Source organism: Bifidobacterium moraviense (assembly GCF_012932365.1).
GTDB classification, from domain to species: domain Bacteria; phylum Actinomycetota; class Actinomycetes; order Actinomycetales; family Bifidobacteriaceae; genus Bifidobacterium; species Bifidobacterium moraviense.
Map to the genome: position 1 here is coordinate 52,708 of NZ_JAAIIH010000004.1, position 18,557 is coordinate 71,264.

Consider the following 18,557-nt stretch of genomic DNA (forward strand, 5'->3'; position numbering starts at 1 on the left):
GTGTTCAGCCTCTCGATTCCGATGGGTGTGGACGCCTGTCGCGGCGCCGCGTTCCGGGCGACCGCGACCGACTAGGGTATCAGACTTCCGATTCCCCGTACAACGCGGACGGCGCCTCCGGTCTCATTGTATGAGATCGCGTCCGAGGCCTCGCCCGGAGCTCCGGCATCCGATTCCCCCGGACCTCAGATCTTGCTGGCATCCATGTTCATGGCGCTGATCATGCCGATGTCGCGCAGGCGGCTCGCGCTGATGCGCCCTTCGAACCCGTCGAGGAACCTGGAGAGCGTCTCGGACATGTCGCCGTAGCCGCGCACCGGCATCTGCCCCAGCAGCCACGAGATGCCGTCGGCGAAGCACTGCGGCAGCGGCATGCCGTCCAGCGCCATCGCGTACGACGCGAGCTTCCTGAGCGGTGGGACGAGCTGCTCCTTGGGCAGTCCGAAGCGCGTGTACAGGTCGATGCGCTCCACGTACTTGCCGATGAAGATGAACGCCTTGAGCGTGGGGTCCACGGTGGAGTTCTCGATGCCGCCCCAGAAGGCGAGCATGTTGTCCGTGATGTCGCGCTGCTTGTAGATGTCCTCGGCGTTGGCGGCGCGGCGCGAGGCGTCCACGATGTCCGCGAGCGACATCTCCACGTACTGCAGCATGTCGGAGCCGAGTTCGGGGCGCAGGATCACCGCGTTGTTGAACGCTGCCCTGATGGCGGAGCGCACCGAATCGGGGTTCGTCTCGTCGTACAGGAAGCTGTGGATGAACGCGTCGAAGTCGGCGAAGTCCTCCGGCAGGTCGAGGGCGCGCGCGAACGGGCGGAACGCATCCACGTCGGTGTCCATCACCTGGTCGTAGAACGGGAAGAAGCGCTTGATCGTGGTGAACACGCGCTCGGTGTAGCGGCCCAGCCAGTACAGCGTGTCCGTCTTGGACGAGGTGACGAGCGCCAGCGAGTGGCGCGCGTATTCGGCGTTGACGGCGATCTTCTCGCGTTCGCGCGACTGGTCCAGATCGCCTTCGGCCTCCGTCTCCGGCGCCATGACCCACGTGTCCTTGAAGCCGCCGCCCTGCGAGGAGTTGACGATCATCTGCCCGGGGACGGACGAGTAGCGTGTCAGTCCCGAGTACCACACGTGCGTGTCCTTGCCGGTCACCACGAACGCGCGCAGGTCGGCCTTGCGCGGCACCACCTCGCCGCTGGCCGGATCCACCACCGCCAGGTCGCGGAACTGCACCACCTCCTGCGCGATGAACCGGCGCGGCTCGGCCTTGATGCGCTCGGCCAGCTCCTCGCGCCGCTGCGCGTCCAGGGAGGAGCCGAACACCACGCCGTAGCCGCCGGCCTCCGCCACGTCCTTGATGACGAGCTCGCCCAGACGGTCCAGCACCTCCTTGCGGTCCGACTCGAACATCGGCATGTACGTGGGCGCGTTGTGCAGGATCGGGTCCTCGTGCAGGTAGTACTGGATCATCGCGGGCACGAAGTAGTAGATCGCCTTGTCGTCGGCGGCGCCGTTGCCCGGCGCGTTCATGATCGCCACGTTGCCGGCGCGGTACGCGGACAGCAGGCCCGGCACGCCGATCACCGAGTCCGGGTTGAACGCGAACGGGTCGAGGTATTCGTCGGACAGGCGACGGTACACCACGCCCACGCGGTGCTTGGCGCCGGAGTAATCCACGAACCACAGCTTGTTGCCCTCCACCTCGAGGTCCTCGGGGAAGGCGAGCACGGCGCCGGTCTTCTCGGCCAGGTACGCGTGCTCGAAGAACGCGGAGTTGTAGCGGCCCGGCGTGAGCACCACGGCGATGCCCTCGGTGGAGACGAAGTCCATCGACTTGCGCAGCAGCGTGGGGTAGGCGCGGTTGTCGCGGATGTGCACGTCGCGGAACAGCGTGGGCGCGATGCGGCGTTCGATGTCGCGCACGAACAGCGGGTAACTGGCGCCGGACGGGATGCGCAGGTTGTCCTCGAGCACCCACCAGCGCCCGTCCTCGCCCTGCACCAGGTCCTCGCCGGCGATGTGCGCGAAGATGCCGGCCGGGGGCGTCACGCCGTTGACCTGCGGGAAGTAGCCGGCGGACGTGTACACGTACTCCTCCGGGATCACGCCGTCGTGGATGATGCGCTTGTCCGAGTAGATGTCCTTGAGGTACGCGTTCAGGGCGTTGACGCGCTGCTTGAGGCCCTTCTCCAGCTCGTCGAACTCGTCCGATTCGATGATGCGCGGAATCGGGTCGTACGGGAACAGCTGGTCGTGGTACGTGCCGTTCTTGTAGATGCCGAAGCGCACGCCGTTGCGTCCCAGCTCGCGGTTGATGGCCTCCCGGCGGTTCACCAGCTCCGCTGCCAACTTCTGTGCGACCGACTCGACCATCTCGCGCTCCTTACCTCGTGCCTCTCGGCTTCCCCGTCTCCGGACATGGACCGACCACGCCCCTCGGCGTAGGTGATGAGGGCAACGCTAGGCGCGCGCGGTTACCGGAAGCACGCGATTGTGTTACGGGCATGCTAATGCCGGGCGGCTGGCGGGTGCGGCGTACCGCGGCGTCGCGACGGACGGCGGCGACGAACGGCGTCTACAGCGTGCGCACCGCGCGGATGGCCTCGGCGCGCGCGGCGAGCCGGTCGTCCGGCGGATAGGCCACGTGCTCGAGCGTGAGGCCCTGCGGCGGGCACGGTCCGGACTCCCCCTCGCGCTTCGGCTCGGCCATCTTGCCGCGGAACCATGCCACGTCGCGCCGGCCGGTGCCCACGCGCAGGCAGGCGCCCACGAGCGAGCGGACCATGTTGCGCGCGAAGGCGTCGGCCACGATGGTGAAGCACAGCAGGCCCGATTCGGCGGTCGGCGTCACGTAGTGCGCGACGGCATCGGATACGGCATCGGGTCCGGCGGCGACCAGCGGCCGGACGGGCACGCGGTCCCAGTGCGCGTATTTGACCTCGCGGATCGTGGTGCCGCCGGGGTTCGGCGTGGCGAACGAGCCGAAGTCGTGCAGACCGATCGTCATCGCGGCGGCCTCGTTCATGGCGTCCACGTCGAGCGCATCGTCCACGCGCAGCACGAAGCCGCGCATCCTGGGATCCCTGAGCGTCCCGGCGTCGCAGACGCGATACACGTAGGTGCGTTCCAGCGCGGAGAAGCGCGCGTCGAAGCCTTCCGGCGCCACGCTCACGCGGTGCAGCGCGATGTCCGACGGCAGCACGCGCGTCAGACGTCGCCGCAGCGCCTCCACCGGCTCGACGTCCATGTGTCCCACGCACGCCGCGATCGCCGCGTCGTCCACGTCCAGATGGCACACCTGATGCAGCGCGTGCACGCCGGTGTCGGTGCGCCCGGCCACGGTAAGCCTCAGGCGCGGGTCGTCCGCGGGCAGCCGCAGGATCTTCGCCAGCGCCGCCTCGAACTCCCCCTGCACGGTGCGCAGCGCGGGCTGCTTCGCCCACCCGTAGAACGCGCCGCCGTCGTAGCCGAAGTCGATTCTCAGTCGTATCACGCCCCCCATTGTCGCATACCGGCGATGCGGCTCGGGCTCGCGCGGAACAACGGCACGCGTCACGTCCGGGGATACGACAACGGACGCTGTCCCTCTCCTGCGCGTCCGAAACCGTACCGATCCGCAGCACTAGGCAAGTGCCGCTCGCTGATCCGCAGCGCGAATGCTCGCGTACGCGAATATGCGAAAGGGCCGCCGAATCCGATCATGGATTCGACGGCCCTCGATGCCGTTTCAGCTCAGCGAGCTGCTGGCTCGAGCCGCTGGGCTCACTCGGCCTTCTCGGCCTCGGTGGTCTCCGCGGTCTCGGCCGGAGCCTCGGTGGCCTCGGTCACGGGAGCGGTCTCAGCCGGCTCGGCGACCTTGGCGGCGGCCTCGGCTTCCTTCACGACGGCCTTCTTGGCGACCGGCTCGGTGACGAGCTCGATGATCGCGGCCGGAGCGTTGTCGCCCTTGCGCGGGGCGATCTTCACGATGCGGGTGTAGCCGCCTTCGCGCTGCTCCATCTGCTCGGCGATCTCGGTGAAGAGGGCGTGCACCACGGACTTGTTGCGGATGACGCGCATCACGCGACGGCGGGAGTGCAGATCACCGCGCTTGGCGAAGGTGATCAGGCGCTCGGCCAGCGGACGAAGGCGCTTGGCCTTCGGCAGCGTGGTGGTGATGCGGCCGTGCTGGAACAGGCTGGTGGCCATGTTCGCGAGCATCAGGCGCTCGTGGGCGGGGCTGGAAGCCAGACGCGGGCCCTTCTTGGGTGTAGGCATGTTATCTCCTTATATCCATGCGGGCAGGTGGGCAGACGCCCGAACGTCCGCCCGCATGGTGTTGATCGAAGGTGGGGCGATCACTCGTCTTCCGGCGAGAAGAACGTGCCGCCTTCGAGGTTGGTGGTGTCGAAGCCCAGCGGGGAGGTCTTCAGCGACAGACCGAGGGACTGCAGCTTCTCCTTGACCTCGTCGATGGACTTCATACCGAAATTGCGGATGTCGAGCAGATCCTGCTCAGTGTGGGAGACCAGCTCGCCGATGGTGTGGATGCCCTCGCGCTTGAGGCAGTTGTAGCTGCGCTGCGTGAGGTTGAGGTCCTCGATCGACACGGCCATCTCCGGGTTGGTCTCCTCGACCACCGGAGCCGGTCCGACCTCCACGCCTTCCGCCTGGGTGTTGAGCTCGCGGCACAGGCCGAAGAGCTCCACCAGGGTGGAACCGGCGGACGCCACGGCGTCGCGCGGGGTGATGGCGGGCTTGGTTTCGACGTCCAGAATGAGCTTGTCGAAGTCGGTGCGCTGTTCCACGCGGGTGGCCTCGACCTTGTAGCTCACCTTGAGCACCGGGGAGTAAATCGAATCCACCGGGATTCGACCGATCTCGCCGTTATCCTGCTTGTTCAGCTGAGCCGGGACATAACCACGGCCACGCTCAACGGTGAATTCGATCTCCAGCTCGCCGTCCTCAGCGAGGGTGGCGATGTGGAGATCCGGGTTGGCGATGGTGACGCCGGCCGGAGGGGTGATGTCCCCCGCGGTGGCCTCGCCCTTGCCGTTCTTGCGCAGATACATGACGACCGGCTCGTCGTACTCGCTGGTGAGCACGATTCCCTTGATGTTCAGCAGGATCTCGGTGACATCCTCCACGACGCCCGGCAGAGTGGTGAACTCGTGCAGGGCACCGGAGATGCGCACCGACGTCACCGCCGCTCCCGGGATGGAGCTCAGGAGGGTACGGCGCAGCGAGTTGCCAAGCGTGTAGCCGAAACCGGGCTCGAGAGGCTCGATCGTGAAACGGGAGCGCTGGGGATTGACTACTTCCTCAGTCAATGTCGGACGCTGTGCGATCAGCACTTTGGTTATCCTTTCAGCTTTGGCCGGTTGTGCACCTCACCGGCGCGAAGCGGGTGGACGATTGGGTTCTTCTCAGTGCTCAGACGCGACGGCGCTTCGGGGGACGAACGCCGTTGTGGGCCTGCGGGGTGACGTCGGTGATGGAACCGACCTCGAGACCCGCGGACTGCAGGGAACGGATGGCGGTCTCGCGACCGGAGCCCGGGCCCTTGACGAAGACGTCGACCTTCTTCAGGCCGTGCTCCATGGCCTTGCGGGCGGCCGACTCGGCGGCCATGCCGGCGGCGTACGGCGTGGACTTGCGGGAGCCCTTGAAGCCGACGTCACCACCGGACGCCCAGGACACAACCGCGCCGGACGGATCCGTGATGGAGATGATGGTGTTGTTGAAAGTGGACTTGATGTGCGCCTGCCCGACCGGGATCGACTTGCGATCGCGACGACGGGGCTTGCGTGCGGCTTGCTTGGGAGCTGCCATTGACCCTCGTTTCCTAATAACGAATGTTCACTATTGTCCGGGCGATGGGACTCGCGTCCCGTGGTCCGGACGGGCCGACCTTACTTGGTGGCCTTCTTCTTTCCGGCGACGGTGCGCTTCGGACCCTTGCGGGTACGAGCGTTGGTCTTGGTGCGCTGACCGCGGACGGGCAGACCGCGGCGGTGACGCTGACCCTGGTAGCAGTTGATCTGGATCTTGCGGCGAATGTCGGCGTCGATCTCACGACGCAGATCGCCCTCGATCTTGAAGTTGGCTTCCAGGTAGTCACGCAGCGTGATCAGCTGCTCGTCGGTGAGATCCTTGACGCGGATGTCCGGGCTGATGCCGGTGGCCTCAAGGGTCTTCTTCGCGCGGGTACGACCGACACCGAAAATGTAGGTGAGGGCGATTTCAATGCGCTTCTCATTGGGGATGTCGACTCCGGCAAGACGTGCCATTGCGATTCCTTCTGTGTTCACGCAGGTCGTGCACCGAGTCGCCCGGTCTCCCGGCCCGGGCCTGCGTACCCGGGGTTCAGCTTTCGCTGTGACTCAGCGCCTGATGGTATTGCCGCTGGAATCTGCTCTCAGCCCTGACGCTGCTTGTGGCGGGGGTTGACGCAGATCACCATGACGCGGCCGTGACGGCGGATCACGCGGCAGTTCTCGCAGATCCTCTTCACGCTAGGGCTGACCTTCATGGTTTTCCTTTGCTTGTACCTTTTACTTGTAACGGTACGTAATGCGACCGCGGTTCAGATCGTAGGGGCTCATCTCAAGCACCACGCGATCCTGCGGAAGGATGCGAATGTAGTTCTTGCGCATCTTGCCGGAGATGGTGGCGAGCACGATGTGCTTGTTCTCGAGTTCGACGCGGAACATCGCGTTCGGCAGTGCCTCCACCACCCGACCTTCGACTTCAATCACACCGTCTTTTGCCATGAGCCTCAGTTTCCGTTCGTTGGTCTGATTACATTGCGGCATGTCAAAAGACACGCCAAACTGCGACTCTACCAGAAAGCTTCAAATGACACAACGGCGTGTCGCGCCCGCGGAGCCTCTCCGGGCGTCTGTACGAGGACACTATAGCACGGGCGGGCGCGGGCGGCCAAGGAACCCCGGGAATTCGGGGCCGGATGTGCGAAAAACCGGTGCGCCGCATGGCGAAGGACCATGCGGCGCACCGGCGGAAGGAAAGGTAAGGAAAGAAAGCATCGACGTATTGGGCGACCTCCAGAAGACGGGTGGATGGTGATGCGGGCACTCAGGCTGAACCTGCGAGGGAGCCCACCGGGCTCCCCGTAACGGCTCGCCTCCGGCCCTGCAATTACTGACTCGCCTACGGCGAGACTCATCGTTACCTTCGCGCCCTTAGCGGGCGCTCAGGCTGACGCTACGCGGAGCCCACTGGGCTCCGCGTAAACGCGTCAGCCCTTCATTCCCGAAGTGGCGATGCCCTCGATGAAGTACTTCTGACCGAAGAGGAAGACCACGAGGATCGGCAGGACGGAGAGCACCGAGCCGGTCATGATCATGTCGTACGAGGCGGAGTACTCGCCGATGAACGTCTTCAGGCCGATCTGGATGGTCCACAGCTCCGGGGAGCGCAGGTAGATCAACGGCTGCATGTACTCGTTCCACGCGTTGGTGAACGTGATGATGCCCAGCGCGGCGATGGACGGGCCGGACAGCGGCAGGATGATGCGCCCGTAGATGCCGAACTCGCTCAGGCCGTCGATGCGGGCCGCCTCGGAGAGCTCCTCGGGAATGGTGTCGTAGAACTGCTTCATCATGAACACGCCGAACGCGGAGAACGACTGCATGAGGATGATCGAGGGCAGCGAATCGGACAGGCCCCAGCTGGAGAGCATCTTGAACTGCGGGATCATGTAGGACTGCCACGGCACGGCCATCGTGGCGATGTAGCACAGGAACAGCACGTCGCGTCCGGCGAACCTGATCTTGGAGAAGCCGTAGGCGGCGAACGATCCGGTCACGATCTGCAGCAGCGTCACGGCCACCGCCAGGATGATCGTGTTCTTGGTCCAGCCCAGCAGGTCGGCCTTCTGCCAGATCAGCCCGTAGTTCTCCCAGTGCCACACGTCGGGCAGCCACTTGAGCGGGACGGTGAAGATCTCGTTGTTGTTCTTGACCGACGAGAGCACCATCCACACGAACGGCAGCAGCGTGAACGCGGCGATGACGATCATGATCACGTAGCCGACCGCCGTGGCCGCGACCTTCAGCGGACTGACGGGCCTTCTGTTGAACGGGATGTCGGCCGAATGGACGGTGCCGGCCGGGGTGTAGGGAATCGCGGCGCTCATCTCACTTCTCCTTGATGTTGTTGTAGACGAACTGGATGATGGTGACGACCATGCACATCGCGAAGAGCACGATGGAGATGGCGCCGGAGTAGCCGAACTCGTAGTCCTGGAACGCGGTGTCGTAGGCGTACTGCGCGAGCACCATGGTGGCGGTGCCGGGGCCGCCCTCGGTCATGACGAGGGTCAGGTCGAGGACGCGGAACGAGTTGATGGTCAGCGTGACCATGACGAAGAACAGCGTGGGGCGCATCATCGGCACCGTGATCTTCCAGAACTGCTGCCATCCGTTGGCGCCGTCCACGCGGGCGGCCTCGTACAGCTCGGTGGGGATGGTCTGCAGGCCGGCGAGGATGAGGATCATGAAGTATCCCACCTCGCGCCACGTGCCCACGATGATCACGGCGGGCATGGCCCACTGCGTGGTGGACAGCCAGCCGGGGGCCCAGCCGTCCGCGCCGCCGGTGAAGACGCGGATGAACTGGTTGATCGGGCCGGAGTTCGGGTCGAACATCATGTTCCACACCTGCGCGGCGGCCACGATCGACGTGATGTACGGGAAGTAGGCGGCGGTGCGGAAGAACGCGCGGCCCTTGAGCTTCGAGTTGAGCAGTACGCCCAAGCCGAAGCCGATGGCCAGGGTGAGCGGGATGTGCACCAGCGCGTAGTAGCAGGTGTTCCAGAACGCCGTCCAGAACAGGTCGTCCTTGGCGAGGCGGATCCAGTTCGCCGCGCCGGTGAAGGTCGGGTCGCCGAACGCGCTCCACTCGCTGAAGCAGATGTAGAACAGCGTGAGCACCGGGAACATGATGAGCACCGCGAAGCCGATGAAGTTCGGGGCGATGAAGATCAGGCCGTTGCGGATGTTGCGCCTGTGCACGACCCGGAAGGCCTTGTCCAGTTCCTTCGCGTTGTCGCGGCCCGGGGCGACGGGTCCGGTCGCCGCGGCCATGCCGGTTGTGCTGTTGGTCATGGCACAACTCCTTTGTGTTGGTTCATGCCGCCCCGCGAGATGCGGGCCGGTTGGATGTGGTGGGATATGACGGATGAGAGAGATGATGGGGACGGAAGGCGCGGCGAGGCCGGCGCCCGGCGGAGAGACGTGCCGGGACGCCGGCCTCGCTGCGGTTGGGAAACGGAAGGAGGAGGACTGCCTGCCTACTTGCTGAGCACGCCGCTGTCCGCGATCTTCTGCTCGGCGTCGGCCAGGGCCTGATCCACGGTGGCGGTCTCGGTCATGATCGAGGAGTGCGCGTCGCCGAGCAGCGAGGTGACCTTGGAGACCGCGGTGCCGGTGATGACGGGCGTGGACTGCTTGGTGTCGTAGTCGGAGAACGCGGCCTTGCTCAGATCGTCGTTCGGGATGCCCTCCACGGAGAAGAACGCCTCGGTGACCTTGTCGGAGATGTAGGCCGGGTTCACGCCGTTCTTGGCGAGCGCCACGGCGCCCTCCTCGCCGACGGCGAACTTGGCGAACTCGCGGGCCGCGGCGGCCTTCTGGCCGGTGGCGAAGGCGGAGACCGCCAGACCGGTGGCGCCGGCCACGGTGACGGGCTTGTCCGTCTGCGTGTTGGTGGACTTGTCCGGGTTCTGCGGCACCGGAGCCATGCCCCAGTTGAACTTCTGGGAGTCACCGGACTTCTGCTGGCTCAGCAGCGTGGCCGGGTACCAGGAGCCGGTGGGGAACATGGCCACCTTCTGGGTGCCGAACTGGCCCTGATAGGTCACCTTGGTGGAGGTGATGGTGTTGTAGCTCAGGGTCAGGCCCTCGTCCTGCAGCTTGAGCGCGCGCTCGTAGTAGGGCTTGAAGAAGTCGTACTTGCCGGAGAGCTTGGCGGCCTTCGGGTCCTTCTGCGTCTGGTTGAGGGCGAAGTCCTGCACGAACGCCTGCTTGTTCCACGTGAAGGTGGGGTACACGTCGTCGCCGTAGCCGGCGGCGGGCAGCTTCTGCTTGAGCTCCTCGGCGGTCCTGATGTAGTCGTCCCAAGTCCAGGTGCCGTCCGGGGTGGCCACGCCGGCCTTCTCGAACATGTCCTTGTTGTAGTAGAGCACCCACAGGTCACGGCGGTACGGCAGGCCGTAGTACTTGCCGTCGATCTCGTGCGTGGAGACGTCCAGGTGGGAGGAGTCGAAGGACTTGGCGATGTCGGTCAGGTCCGCGAGTCCCTTGGCGTCCTTGGCGTAGGTGTAGTAGCTGGTCATCGACTTGAGCGGGAAGACCTCGGGGACCTTCTGGGAGGCCAGATCGGCGGTCATCTGCTTGTCGTAGGAGTCGGAGCTGTATTCCTTGATGTTCACCTTGACGTTCGGATACTTGGCCATGAACGCGTCGGCGAGGGTCTGGAACTCGATCGAGGAACTCAGCGACCAGCCGGCGAAGCTGATCTCGGTCTTCGCGTTCGGGTCGAACGCCTCGGTCTTGCCTCCCGCACCGGCTCCGTTGGAGCCGCAGGCGCCGAGCATCATCGTTCCGGCGGCAAGGATGGCTACGGCCCCGGTGAGCTTCGTGGATTTCATGATTCTCTCCTTCTCGGCGTCAGCGCCGATCGTTGACGAACCCGTCACATGCCACTGCGCATGTAATCGTTGGCTCTCAAGCTCTGTGCAGTTCTCTTCCGAACTGTTGCAATGATTGTATTACAACGTCGGAAGTTTTGTCAACCACAAACTTCCCTTTGTTGCGGCACTGCTTGTTTTTCTTGCATTGGAATCCTTGGAAAACCAACGACTCCGACCCTTTACAACGTTGTACGCTACATCGTTTTCATAGGACACGCGGGGCGGTTGCCCTATGTTTCCAATCAGTCCAGCCTCCGATCGACCCGGCTCCCGATCGACCCCGCCCCGATCGGTCGCCGCCCGTCCGCCGCCCGGTCTTCGGCACGGAACGACATGACGTCGGCCGCCCCGCTCGTTCACGGGACGGCCGACGTCATGCATGGGCCTCAGGCGGCGCTCAGCGCACGGTCGCACGCGCCAGCGAGGACGGCGAGGGGACGGCGGAGATCTCCATCGCGGCCGGCGTGAACGCGTCGCCGCCGTCCAGCGCGCCGGTGTCCACGCGCAGCACATGCACGCGCTCGTCGTACTGCACGGTCACGTCCTCGATCCAACTCACCAGCGCCGCAACCTCCATCACCACGTCGCCGCGCGGCGACAGGTACGGCTCGCCGTCCATGAGGTTCTCCCTGCCGTCCACGAGCAGATGGGTGCGCCCCACCTGCGCCTGCACCACGTGTCCGCCGGAGCGCAGCGTCAGCGTTCCCGCAGCCGGATCCCACGCATACGTGAACCGGTCGCCGCACTGCATGGTCATGCGTTCGAGCACCACCATCACGTTGCCCCACACCGCGCCGTTCTTGTTCACGGTGGGCACCATGCGCGAATCCGGCTCCTGGCCGTCGATGAGGATCTTGCAGAAGTCCTCGCTCGGCGGCACGTACTTCGCCTTGTCGGCGGCCTTGTTCGGCGGGAACTCGCGTGTCGGCAGCGGCGCGACGGGCGCATACCGCGCATAGGAGCGCGCCGGCGCCTCGTCGCTCAGCGGCGACAGGTCGGCGGTCACCGTGCGGATCCGCGCCACGGCCTGCGGCACGCCGTCCATCGACGCCGTGACGCGCACGACGCCCGGCGTCTCGCCGGCGCGCAGGAACACGCGGTTGAGGCCGCAGTCGGCGAACACATGGCTCGTGTGGATCACGCTGTCGTCCGGCCTGCCGTCGACACGGTCGTCGAACCGCCCCTCGTTGTAGCCGCCGAGGAACGTCGCCGGGCCCTCCAGCGAGAAGTCGATGCGGTCGCTGGCCAGCGGGCATACGCGCCCCTGATCGTCCACCACCGTCACGTCGATCCAGGCGAGATCCTCGCCGTCGGCGCGCAGACCGCCCGGCGCCGCATGCGGCTCAAGCACCAGACGCGTCGGCTTGCCGGCGGTCTCGATGCGGTCGCGGGCGACTTCCCGGCCGTCGTAGCCGTACGCCACGGCCTCCACGGCGCCGGAGCGGGTCACGTCCACGTGCTCGAACGCGAAGACGAACGTATCGGTGGGGCTGTCGCACTCCCCCACCTTCTCGCCGTTGACGAGCAGCTCGACGCGGGCCACCGGGTAGCTGGCGATCGCATACACGGTCTTGTCGGTGGGGTCGCGATAGCCGAATTCGCCGGCGCCTTCCCAGAACCTGCCGTTGAACCGCTTCTTCTCGTAGCGGTAGACCGGCCCTTCGTGCGCCGTGTTCGCCGGCTCGTAGTTCCAGTGCCCCACGATCTTCACCGCCGGCGCCTCGCTCTGCATGACGCGGAACACGTCGAAGTTCTGCTTGCGCACGCGGTCGGGGCGCACGCGTCCGGACATGCGCGCGTTCTCCGAATACGACTGGCGTCCGTGCTGCGCCGAATCCGTCCAGCACAGCGCCGCCGCGGCGGCGTACAGGTCGCGATGCGAGCCGCCGCCGAGACGGTCGTTGAAGAACTCGGCGTAGCCGTGCGCGTCCGCGAGCGCCAGGCCTTCGGCGGTCAGGTCGTAGAAGTCGACGCCCGGGCCCTTGCGTCCGCCCACGCCGATCCACTTGTTGCGGTAGTCGTAGTCGGGGCCGGTGTAGTCGTCCCAGATGCGTCCCGGCGCCTCCTCGCGGGCGTATTCGGTTTCGGTGACGGGTCCGTGCTCGGCGATGAAGCGCGCCGCATGACGGTTGAGCATCGTGCCCACGTATTCGGATTCGGCGACGGTCTCCTCGGTGTTGAGCGTGCGGCATCCCATGAACCGGCCGCCGCGGGGGTCGAGCAGGCGCTTGAGCTGGAGCATCTCGTGCATGTGGTTGGCGTGCAGCGAGTTGTTGCCGGCCTCCCAGAACACGATGCTCGGGTTGTTGCGGAACGCGATGATGACGTCGCGCATGAGCTCGACGCGCTGGTCCCACTGGCGTCCGAACGTCTCCTTCTCCTTGTCGCCTGCGGGCTGCGTGCATACCACGCCGTGCGCGTCGTAGGCGGCGACGTCCGCCGGACTGGCGGCCACGTGCATCCAGCGCACGTGGTTGGCGTTGGAGGCGCGGATCAGCGCGGCGTCCTCGTCCTTCATCCATGCGGCGGCGATGCCGGTGGCGGACCATTCGTTGGTGGCGCGCTGCGCGTAGCCGCGCAGCCACACCGGCACGTCGTTGATGGTGACGCCCTTGGCGTTGTCGTAGCCGATCTTGCGGAATCCGGTTTCGATGACGGTCTCGTCCGCGTCCTCGCCGCTGACCTCCAGCGTCACGGTGACGCGGTACAGGTACGGGTCGTCGAGCGACCACAGGCGCAGCGGCACGGCTTCGCTCTGCGCCTGCATGACCGACACGGCGCGCGAATCGGTGACGGTGGGCCTGACGGCGTCCTCGTCGTCGACGGCGACGTAGCGCTGCTCCTGCTCGTTCCATGCGTAGGCGTCGTCGGGCGTGATGGACGGCGGCTGGTCGAGCGTGCCGACCGCGGCGATGGTCTGCGGCGCGGAGGCGAACGAGGCGACCTCGACGCCGTCCAGCGTGCGGATAACCACCTTGAGCCGCGCTTCGACGGCGTCGTCACGCTCGTTGCGCACTTCGGATTCCACGGTGATCCTGGCCTTCGGCGCGGCGGGATCGCTCAGATCGAAGTCCGACGCGGTGACGTACGTGCCCTTGGTGCGCAGGTTGGAGTACAGCGGCAGGGTGAGGTAGGCGTAGGGCTTGAAGTGCACCTTGACCGGACGCGTGATGCCGCCGAGCGTGGGGTTGAAGTCGTTGGTGTTCCAGAAGAACGGGGTGCCTTCCGGGTGGCCTGCGGGCACGTCGCCTTCGCCGCGCGCGATGTAGGAGCCGGGTTCGACGCCGTCCCTGTTGGGGGTTTCCGCGCCGTAGAAGGGCAGGTTGCGCGAGCTGGTGTTGTCGGTGACGACGGTGATCTGGTTCGGGCGCTCGTCGTCGATGAGCGACGTGACGTCGATGCCGAACGGCGCGACGCCGTTCTCCACGTAGCCGGCGAGCGTGCCGTTGACGTAGAGGTAGCAGGTCTGGCGGATGCCTTCGAATTCGAGGATCACCTTCTGCCCGCGGTGCTCGGGCGGGACGGTGAGCCGGTTGCGGTAGAAGGCGGCGCAGCGCTTCTGCCGGCTGCCGCCGTCGAGGATGCGGTCGCGGAAGATGTCGACGTCGTTGAAGGTGTGGGGCAGCGCGACGGACTGCCACGAGGCGTCGTCGTAGGCGGGGTCGAAGACGTCCCGGCCGTCGGCGTCGCGCCACCGGGCGAGCGCCTCGCGGATCGGGAAGGCGTCGGCGCATTGGAACTTCCATCCGTGGTGGAAATAAAGGGTGGCTGCTTGGCTCATTGGGGGTCATCTCGCTTCGTTGCCTGACATGGTCCCGGTTCATCGCGCGCATCGTGCTTCGTTGACACTTCGTGAAGTAACCGTTTACCTGCACTATAGCCAAGGTTTTTATGCATGTCAAACACGTGAGCATTACCGTCGTTGTATGTTGATCGCAGCGTCGGCGCATGCCCGTTGCATATGTGTTGCACGCGCCCCGACGGCAACGCGTCACCGGGCGCGGCACGTCCGCGCCGCGCCACGGGAGGCGGTCACAGATAGCGCGCCAGGAATCCGATGTACAGCGTGACGGCCCGCTCGTTCTGGAACACGTCGTCGTGCCCGTGCCCGCCGGTGGGCGGATACCAGCTCACCACGGCGCCGCCGGCCGCGCGCAGCGCGCGTTCCATCGTCGGCGTCATGTCCCAGTTGACCACCGGATCGTCCTGCGCATGCGCCAGCAGCATCGGCACCGGAGCCGACCGCTCCCCCACGTGCGCCACGGGGCTCGCCTCGAGCGCCGACTCACGCGTGTATCCGCGCCCCAGGAAGCGTTCGATGAAGTCGCCGTTCGCGTTGGCGCTCGGCGGCACCAGCCACGCGCTCACGTCGCTGATGCCGTAGCTGGAGAGCACCGCCCGCACGTCGCTCGACGCCTCCGGCGAGCCCATGGCGCGGTCCTCGTATCGTTCGTCGCCGTTGGTGACGCCCAGGAACTGCGCCAGATGCGCGCCGGACGACGACCCGTACGCGGCGATGCGCGCCGGATCCACGCCGTACTCGCCGGCGTGCGCGCGCAGATGGCGGATCGCGGCCTTGCAGTCGAGGATCTGCGCCGGCCAGAGCGCCTCGTCCGTGAGCCGGTAGTTGACGAACGCGAGCGCGTAGCCGGCCGCCAGCATCGCCGGGAAGATCGGGCGTCCCTCCACCTCGATCGGCTCGCCGGCAGGGAAGTTGCCGTGCTCCCAGCCGCCGCCGTGCACGTAGACGACCAGCGGCCAGCCGTGCGCGGGCGCCTCGCCGTCCGGCGTGACGACGTACAGCAGCTGGGAGTCGAGGTCCGAGCCCTCGACGTAATGGACTTGTGGATGCGTGACGGGCATGATGCAGCTCACTTTCTGGTCGAGTCGCGCTCCACCAGGCGTGGATGCAGCGCGATGGTGGCGTACGGCGAATCGTCGCCGTTGATGCGCGCCAGCAGACGCGTGACGCACATCTTGGCATAGTCCTTCCACATCGGGTCCACGGTGGTGAGCGACGGCGAGGAGAACCGGCTTTCCGCGATGTTGTCGAAGCCGATCACCTGCACGTCCTCGGGCACCTTCACGCCGCGCAGCTGCAGCTCGTAGAGCGCGCCCAGCGCCGACGAATCGTTGTAGCACACGATCGCGTCCGGCTTCGTCCCGGCCCGCAGCATGTCCTCCACGGCGGACGCGCCGCCGCCCAGCGTCCAGCGCCGTCCGTCCGGCACCAGATCCCAGTCGATCGGCACGTCGTTGTCGCGCAGCGCGTCGAAGTATCCCTCGAGGCGGTCGATGACCGCGGCGCCGCGCACGGCGTCCTTCTTGTGGTACGTCTCGCGCGTGATCCCCTCCGGAGCGCACAGCGCGGCGATGCGGCGGGCGCCGCGGTCGAGCAGGTGCTGCGTGGTCTCCTTGAGCGCGCCGCGGTTGTCGAGCGTGATGAGGTCGGCCTTGCCGAACGCGGTGTAGTTGCCGCACTGCACGATCGGATAATCGCCCTCCAGCACCTCGCCCTCGTTGTTCAGCGGATGGCTGGCGTACACGATCCACCCGTCGGCGTTGGAGTACGGCGCCTCGCGGATCAGCTCCTCCACGCCGCCCTCGAGCTGGTTGTACGTGCTGATGGTCACGGTGAAGCCATGTGCGGTGGCCTCCTCGATCACGCCCTCGAGCAGCTGCGTGTAGAACGGGCTGTCGAAGCCGCCGATGGCCAGACCGATGGTCTGGTGGCGGCGGGTCTTGAGGTACCGCGCGGCGGTGTCGATGCGGTAGCCGAGCTTGGCCACGGCGTCGTCCACCTTCTTCTGCGTCTTCGGCAGCACGTTGCCCACGCCGTTGATCGCGTTCGACACGGTCTTGATGGACACGCCCGCTTCCTTGGCCACATCGGCCATCGTGACTCGTCTTCCCGCCATGCCCACGCTCCTCGTCGTGCTCGTCTGTGTTCGCCCGCGCGTCGCCACGGACCGTCCGGCCGCGCCGCCGGACTCGAATGCTAAGTAAATGATTACCCACACTATATAGAGGGGATCCGATGTTTGTCAACGCATCGTCCGCACTGCGCGCATTACCCGCGCCGCGCATCACAGGACCGTCGCATGCGCACGCTCCCGACGCACGCGCTTCCCACGCGCACACTCCCATCACGCACGCTCCCGTCACACACTCTCCCGCACACGGGCCGTACGTCACGCGGACCGCGCGTCACGCGGGCCGCGCATCGCGGAATCGCTGCAATATCGCCGTTTTCCGAAGGTACGGCCCAGGTGACGCACGGTCCGCGTGACGCAATACCCGGTCCGCGTGACGCAACGTACGGCCCGCGTGACGTCCGACGACCCATGCACCCGCCGCCGTCTCGCAACGACTGTCTTGCCGCAATGGAAAAGTAGGCCATGCAACGTTGCATCACCGGCGTCGCGCCGCAGCGACACGGAGACACGGAGACACGGATGAGACGCGTTGCGCGGGATTCCGCGGAACGGCATCGACGCCGAACCGCACGGGCATCCCGGGCAACACAGACGTCCCGACGCAACACAGACGGACCGGACGATCCAGTCGTCCCCAGGCAAGGAGGCTTCCATGCACGCACCGACCACACCGACCGCACCGAATGCATCGGACACATCAGGCACGCCGCACGCGCCGGACGCGCGCGTCCGCGTCGCGCTGATCGGCACCGGCGGCATGGGGCGGCAGTACGCCGAGCTCATCCGCGACCACCCGGACGGTCCGCTCGTCCTGACCGCGGCCTGCTGCCGCAGTCCCGAATCGCAGCGCTGGGCCGCCGAGGCGCTGGGCCCCGGCACCGCCACGTACCCGAGCGTGGACGAACTGTACCGTCATGCGGACGACTTCGACGCGGTGCTCATCGTCACCCAGCAGGAGCTGCATCCGGCGCTCGCCGTGCAGGCGTTCGAGCACGGCAAGCATGTGCTGTGCGACAAGCCGGCCGCGCGGTCGCTGGGCGAATGCCGCGCGATGACGGAGGCCGCCGACCGCACCGGGCTCACGTTCGGCATGATCTTCCAGCAGCGCTGCTACGCGAGGCACCGCCGCGTGCGCCAGCTGCTGCGCGACGGTGCGCTGGGCGAGGTGCGGCGCATGCAGCTCACCGACACCCAGTACTTCCGCACGGTCTCCTACCATCATTCGCGCCCGTGGCGCAGCAGCTGGGAGCACGAGGGCGGCGGCGTGCTCACCAGCCAGGGTCCGCACATCCTCGACCTGTGGCAGTGGCTGTTCGGCATGCCCTCCGCCATGCGCGCGGTGATCCCGTTCGGCAAGTACAACGACTTCGCCGTGGACGACGAGTCCACGCTGGTCATGACCTACCCGGACGGCCGCACGGGCGCGTTCGTCATCTCCACCGGCGAGCCGGTTCCGGAGACGCGGCTCGACATCCGCGGCTCGCGCGGGCGGCTGCTCATGGACGGCGACGTGCTGCGCCTGTGGACGTACGACCGCGACGCGGACGAGTACCGGCGCACGGCCGCCTGCACCGACGCGCGCGAACTGGGGATCGCGTACCGCGAGGAGCGCATCCCCGATCCCGTGGGGCTGGAACACTACTGGGAGGTGCTGGAGAACTTCGGGTTCGCCGTGATGGGCGAGGCGGAGCTCATCGCCGACGGACGCGAGGGGCTGCGGTGCCTGGAGCTGGCGGATGCGGCGTACTTGTCCGCGTGGGACGACGCGACCGTGGCGCTGCCGCTGGACGCCGATCGGTTCGATCGGGAGCTGCGGGCGCACGTGGACGAGGAGCGGGCGCAGCGGGCGGAGGCCTGAGCGGCGGCTGAATACGAGAACGGCCCCTGCGGCAATCCGCAGGGGCCGTTGCGCCACATCGGCGCGTCAGT

The 18,557-nt window shown here is 66.6% G+C and carries 15 protein-coding genes; 1 reads left to right on the forward strand and 14 read right to left on the reverse strand.

Going from position 1 to position 18,557, the window contains the following annotated elements:
• Positions 1-185 precede the first annotated feature (185 nt).
• From G1C96_RS04235 to G1C96_RS04300, 14 genes are all read right to left on the reverse strand, one after another.
• On the reverse strand, positions 186-2,372 hold the full coding sequence (locus G1C96_RS04235) for a circularly permuted type 2 ATP-grasp protein (protein ID WP_169275414.1): 2,187 nt from the start codon (positions 2,370-2,372) through the stop codon (positions 186-188).
• Between the two features lie 202 nt (positions 2,373-2,574).
• Entirely contained in the window at positions 2,575-3,492 is a 918-nt protein-coding gene (locus G1C96_RS04240; RefSeq protein ID WP_335341922.1) for a tRNA pseudouridine synthase A, read from the reverse strand.
• Positions 3,493-3,761: 269 nt separating this feature from the next.
• Positions 3,762-4,256, reverse strand: coding sequence for a 50S ribosomal protein L17 (gene rplQ / locus G1C96_RS04245; RefSeq protein WP_169275416.1), 495 nt, complete (start codon positions 4,254-4,256; stop codon positions 3,762-3,764).
• Between the two features lie 80 nt (positions 4,257-4,336).
• Entirely contained in the window at positions 4,337-5,332 is a 996-nt protein-coding gene (locus G1C96_RS04250) for a DNA-directed RNA polymerase subunit alpha (RefSeq protein ID WP_169275417.1), read from the reverse strand.
• A gap of 79 nt (positions 5,333-5,411) precedes the next feature.
• On the reverse strand, positions 5,412-5,810 hold the full coding sequence (gene rpsK, locus G1C96_RS04255; RefSeq protein ID WP_043164473.1) for a 30S ribosomal protein S11: 399 nt from the start codon (positions 5,808-5,810) through the stop codon (positions 5,412-5,414).
• Positions 5,811-5,890: 80 nt separating this feature from the next.
• Complete coding sequence (rpsM, locus tag G1C96_RS04260) at positions 5,891-6,268, reverse strand: 30S ribosomal protein S13 (RefSeq protein ID WP_169275418.1); 378 nt, start codon at positions 6,266-6,268, stop codon at positions 5,891-5,893.
• Between the two features lie 128 nt (positions 6,269-6,396).
• Positions 6,397-6,510 (reverse strand): 50S ribosomal protein L36, encoded by a 114-nt coding sequence (rpmJ, locus tag G1C96_RS04265; RefSeq protein ID WP_003808136.1) that lies wholly within the window; start codon positions 6,508-6,510, stop codon positions 6,397-6,399.
• A gap of 22 nt (positions 6,511-6,532) precedes the next feature.
• Complete coding sequence (gene infA, locus G1C96_RS04270) at positions 6,533-6,751, reverse strand: translation initiation factor IF-1 (RefSeq protein WP_004268611.1); 219 nt, start codon at positions 6,749-6,751, stop codon at positions 6,533-6,535.
• A 485-nt stretch (positions 6,752-7,236) separates the two neighbouring features.
• The gene (locus G1C96_RS04275) at positions 7,237-8,136 is read right to left on the reverse strand and encodes a carbohydrate ABC transporter permease (RefSeq protein ID WP_169275419.1); all 900 of its coding nucleotides are present in this window, start codon (positions 8,134-8,136) and stop codon (positions 7,237-7,239) included.
• Position 8,137: 1 nt separating this feature from the next.
• Positions 8,138-9,106 (reverse strand): carbohydrate ABC transporter permease, encoded by a 969-nt coding sequence (locus tag G1C96_RS04280; RefSeq protein WP_169275420.1) that lies wholly within the window; start codon positions 9,104-9,106, stop codon positions 8,138-8,140.
• A 185-nt stretch (positions 9,107-9,291) separates the two neighbouring features.
• Complete coding sequence (locus tag G1C96_RS04285) at positions 9,292-10,650, reverse strand: ABC transporter substrate-binding protein (protein ID WP_169275421.1); 1,359 nt, start codon at positions 10,648-10,650, stop codon at positions 9,292-9,294.
• Positions 10,651-11,089: 439 nt separating this feature from the next.
• A complete protein-coding gene (locus tag G1C96_RS04290) occupies positions 11,090-14,473 on the reverse strand; it encodes a glycoside hydrolase family 2 TIM barrel-domain containing protein (protein ID WP_169275422.1) in 3,384 nt (1,127 codons plus the stop codon).
• 251 nt (positions 14,474-14,724) lie between these two features.
• Positions 14,725-15,555 carry an alpha/beta hydrolase gene (locus G1C96_RS04295; protein ID WP_169275423.1) on the reverse strand — a complete coding sequence of 277 codons (831 nt, stop codon included), beginning with the start codon at positions 15,553-15,555 and terminating at the stop codon, positions 14,725-14,727.
• A gap of 8 nt (positions 15,556-15,563) precedes the next feature.
• Positions 15,564-16,610 carry a LacI family DNA-binding transcriptional regulator gene (locus G1C96_RS04300; protein ID WP_169275424.1) on the reverse strand — a complete coding sequence of 349 codons (1,047 nt, stop codon included), beginning with the start codon at positions 16,608-16,610 and terminating at the stop codon, positions 15,564-15,566.
• A 670-nt stretch (positions 16,611-17,280) separates the two neighbouring features.
• On the opposite strand from G1C96_RS04300, the gene G1C96_RS04305 reads away from it, so the two are divergent.
• Complete coding sequence (locus tag G1C96_RS04305; RefSeq protein WP_169275425.1) at positions 17,281-18,486, forward strand: Gfo/Idh/MocA family protein; 1,206 nt, start codon at positions 17,281-17,283, stop codon at positions 18,484-18,486.
• Positions 18,487-18,557 lie beyond the last annotated feature (71 nt).

Coding starts and splice junctions, on each gene's coding strand:
- G1C96_RS04235 (WP_169275414.1), bottom strand. CDS start 2,372: ATGGTCGAGTCGGTCGCACAGAAGTTGGCAGCGGAGCTGGTGAACCGC.
- rplQ (WP_169275416.1), bottom strand. CDS start 4,256: ATGCCTACACCCAAGAAGGGCCCGCGTCTGGCTTCCAGCCCCGCCCAC.
- rpsK (WP_043164473.1), bottom strand. CDS start 5,810: ATGGCAGCTCCCAAGCAAGCCGCACGCAAGCCCCGTCGTCGCGATCGC.
- rpsM (WP_169275418.1), bottom strand. CDS start 6,268: ATGGCACGTCTTGCCGGAGTCGACATCCCCAATGAGAAGCGCATTGAA.
- rpmJ (WP_003808136.1), bottom strand. CDS start 6,510: ATGAAGGTCAGCCCTAGCGTGAAGAGGATCTGCGAGAACTGCCGCGTG.
- infA (WP_004268611.1), bottom strand. CDS start 6,751: ATGGCAAAAGACGGTGTGATTGAAGTCGAAGGTCGGGTGGTGGAGGCA.
- G1C96_RS04275 (WP_169275419.1), bottom strand. CDS start 8,136: ATGAGCGCCGCGATTCCCTACACCCCGGCCGGCACCGTCCATTCGGCC.
- G1C96_RS04280 (WP_169275420.1), bottom strand. CDS start 9,106: ATGACCAACAGCACAACCGGCATGGCCGCGGCGACCGGACCCGTCGCC.
- G1C96_RS04285 (WP_169275421.1), bottom strand. CDS start 10,650: ATGAAATCCACGAAGCTCACCGGGGCCGTAGCCATCCTTGCCGCCGGA.
- G1C96_RS04290 (WP_169275422.1), bottom strand. CDS start 14,473: ATGAGCCAAGCAGCCACCCTTTATTTCCACCACGGATGGAAGTTCCAA.
- G1C96_RS04295 (WP_169275423.1), bottom strand. CDS start 15,555: ATGCCCGTCACGCATCCACAAGTCCATTACGTCGAGGGCTCGGACCTC.
- G1C96_RS04300 (WP_169275424.1), bottom strand. CDS start 16,610: ATGGCGGGAAGACGAGTCACGATGGCCGATGTGGCCAAGGAAGCGGGC.
- G1C96_RS04305 (WP_169275425.1), top strand. CDS start 17,281: ATGCACGCACCGACCACACCGACCGCACCGAATGCATCGGACACATCA.